Origin of the sequence: Actinomyces sp. ICM58, from assembly GCF_000283035.1 — a bacterium.
Classification (GTDB): Bacteria; Actinomycetota; Actinomycetes; order Actinomycetales; family Actinomycetaceae; genus Pauljensenia.
Map to the genome: position 1 here is coordinate 1 of NZ_ALIY01000167.1, position 2,794 is coordinate 2,794.

1 protein-coding gene and 1 pseudogene are annotated in these 2,794 nt (G+C 70.1%); both read left to right on the plus strand.

Annotation, left to right across the window (positions count from 1 at the left end):
• Nucleotides 1-203, plus strand: a pseudogene (locus HMPREF1138_RS07605) (GuaB3 family IMP dehydrogenase-related protein); the annotation flags it as partial.
• A gap of 265 nt (nucleotides 204-468) precedes the next feature.
• Nucleotides 469-2,794 (plus strand): ExeM/NucH family extracellular endonuclease (locus tag HMPREF1138_RS07610; protein ID WP_039937454.1); only part of this gene is annotated, 2,326 nt, incomplete at its 3' end.

The following is a 2,794-nucleotide window of genomic DNA, read 5'->3' on the forward strand; positions in this document are numbered from 1 at the left end:
ACCCGGACATGCCGCGCGGCCAGCGCGTGCGGGTGGGGACGACGGGCACGCTCGAGCAGATTCTCTACGGTCCTTCGACCCGTGCGGATGGATCGCTGAACTTCGTGGGTGCCCTCAAGCGGACCATGGCCTCGACGGGGTACGCGGAGGTGAAGGACCTCCAGCGCGCCCAGGTGGTCGTCTCCCCGTATTCGGCGTCCTGACCGTCGTTCGCTCAGCGACGAGGCCGGGGCTGGGGGTCACGAGGCCGGGGCGTGCCACGAGGCCGGGGCTGGTTTGTCGCCCACGGGTGACCTTCCTGAACGCCCGCCCGCTCTCGGGCGGATAGCGAGGGAATTTTCTCGCGCGGTTCCATTTGTGCCCGGATGCGCCTACACTTGTCACAACTCGTGTTGCCGTTGGTAAAGACGCCCGCGGCGCGGGGCTCGTTGGCCCCTCACGGTGAGGTGAGGTTGAGAGGATATCCCGATGAAGTACGGGACGTGGTCGCTAGCGGTACTCGGTGCGCTCGCGCTATCCGCGATGGGGCTTGTACCCGCGTCGTGGGCGGTCGATGTCGACCAAGCGAGCGCGGTGGAAGCGACCCAGTCGGGCGCGGTGGAAGCACACAAGATAGAAGCAACGCAGGGAGAGGCCGCGCAGGTCCCCCAATCAGACACCGCACAAGCCGCTGCGCCGCAAGCCTCGCGGGCTGACGCTACGCCGCTGCCCCAGTCGAATGGCGCCCAGACAACACCGGCAGATGCCGCGCACCCAGCCAAGGCGGAAGCATCGGGGGCCGATGCCTCGCAGGCAGGCCGCACGGATGCCGCCCTGGCAGCCCATGCGGGTGGCCCACAAGCCGCGCAGCCTGCCCTTCCCGCCCAACCCGAGAATGCCGCGCAATCGGGAGAACCCGGCCCCGGCCTCGTCGATACGCCCATCCCGGATATTCAGGCCGTGGGCGCGGGGGATGACTCCGCGATGGTGGGAGCCACCGTCACCACGTTCGGCGTCGTGACCGCCTCCTACCCGGCCGCCGAATCGGGGTTGGGCGCCACCCTGGACGGATACACGATCCAGACCCCGGGCTCGGGTGGTGCGTGGGACGAAGGACGCGCGAGTTCGGACGCGCTCTTCGTCTACGCGGGGAAGAAGGGCCAGGTGCCGGCCCCGGGGACGTGCGTGCGCGTCACCGGAACTGTCGGGGAGTTCCCGGCGACGACTGCGACGGGCAATCCGCAGAGCCTCACGCAGCTGTCCGCCACAGGATTCACGCAGGTTGACGGGTGTGAGGCCGTGGCCCCCACTCCGGTCACCGGCGTCCCCGCGGATGGTCAGGCGGAGCCCTACGAGTCTATGCTGCTCGCACCCCAGGGCACGTGGACGATCACCGACAACTACCAGACGAACCAGTATGGAACCCTGGCGCTCACGCCTGGCCCGGAGCCGCTGCGCTCGGCGACCGACGTGGTCGCTCCCGGCCAGGCGGCCCGCGACTACGAGGCCGCCAACGCCGCGCGGGTGATCGCCCTTGACGACGGCACGAACACGAACCTGCTCAAGGGCGCGGCGACGGAGGTTCCCTACGCGTACCTGGCAAACGGCGCTCCCGCGCGCGTCGGCTACCATGTGTCCTTCGATGGGCCCGTGGTGCTCGAGCCCCGGCACGGCTCCTTCGTCTTCCAGCCGACCTCCATGGTCGCCGGGCACCCCGACCGATCGCCCGTCACCATCACCGGGCAGCGCCCGGGGGCGCCCACGGTCGGAGGGGACACGCGCGTCGCCACCTTCAACGTCCTGAACTACTTCTCCGACCTGGGGGTCGACGAGGCCGGGTGCACGGGATACCCGGACCGCACGGGTGCCTTCGTGACGGCGAAGAAGTGCAAAGTGCGCGGAGCCTTCTCCCGCGAGGCCTTCGCCAACCAGCAGGCCAAGATCGTCGCCGCCATCAACGCGCTCGGGGCCGACGTGGTCGCCCTGGAGGAGATCGAAAACCCCCGCGCCGTCGGGAGCGGCACGGACCGCGACGCGTCCCTGGCCCGCTTGGTCGATGCTCTCAACGAGGCGGCGGGGGCTGGGACGTGGGCCTACGTGCCCTCCCCGCCGATCATCCCGGCGGACGAGGACGTCATCCGCGTCGCCTTCATCTACAAGCCCGCACGCGTCAGCCCCGTCGGGTCCTCCGTTATCCACGATGACCCGGCCTTCACGGGCCTGGCGCGCCAGCCCCTCGCCCAAGAGTTCGCTCGCGTGAGCCTCGAACGCGCCGCTGCCCCCACCTTCGTGGTCATCGCCAACCACTTCAAGTCAAAGGGCTCCGTGCCCGAGGGCGCACCCGCCGGCAACGCGGACAACGGAGACGGACAAGGCAACGCGAACGCGATCCGCGTCGCCCAAGCCAGGGCGCTGGCCTCCTTCGCGGCGCGCTACGCCGACAAGCCCACGCTGCTGGTCGGCGACTTCAACTCCTACTCGCAGGAGGACCCGATCAAGGCCCTGGAAGGCGCCGGGTGGGCGCGCGTGTCCGGCGCGGGCCCCGCCTCCTATGTGTATTCGGGCCGTTCGGGCTCCCTCGACCACGTCTTCGCCAACGCCGCTGCCGAGCCCTTCCTGGCTGGGGTGACCAGCTGGGCCGTCAACGCCCAGGAGTCCATCGCCTTCGAGTACTCGCGCGCGGGCATGAACGCGCACCTGTCGGTCGAGGCCGACAACCCCTACCGTTCCTCGGACCACAACCCCGAGATCATCGGTCTCACCCTCCTCGGCGCCGACCCGGCCCCCACGCCCGGGGAGAGCCCGGCCCCGACGC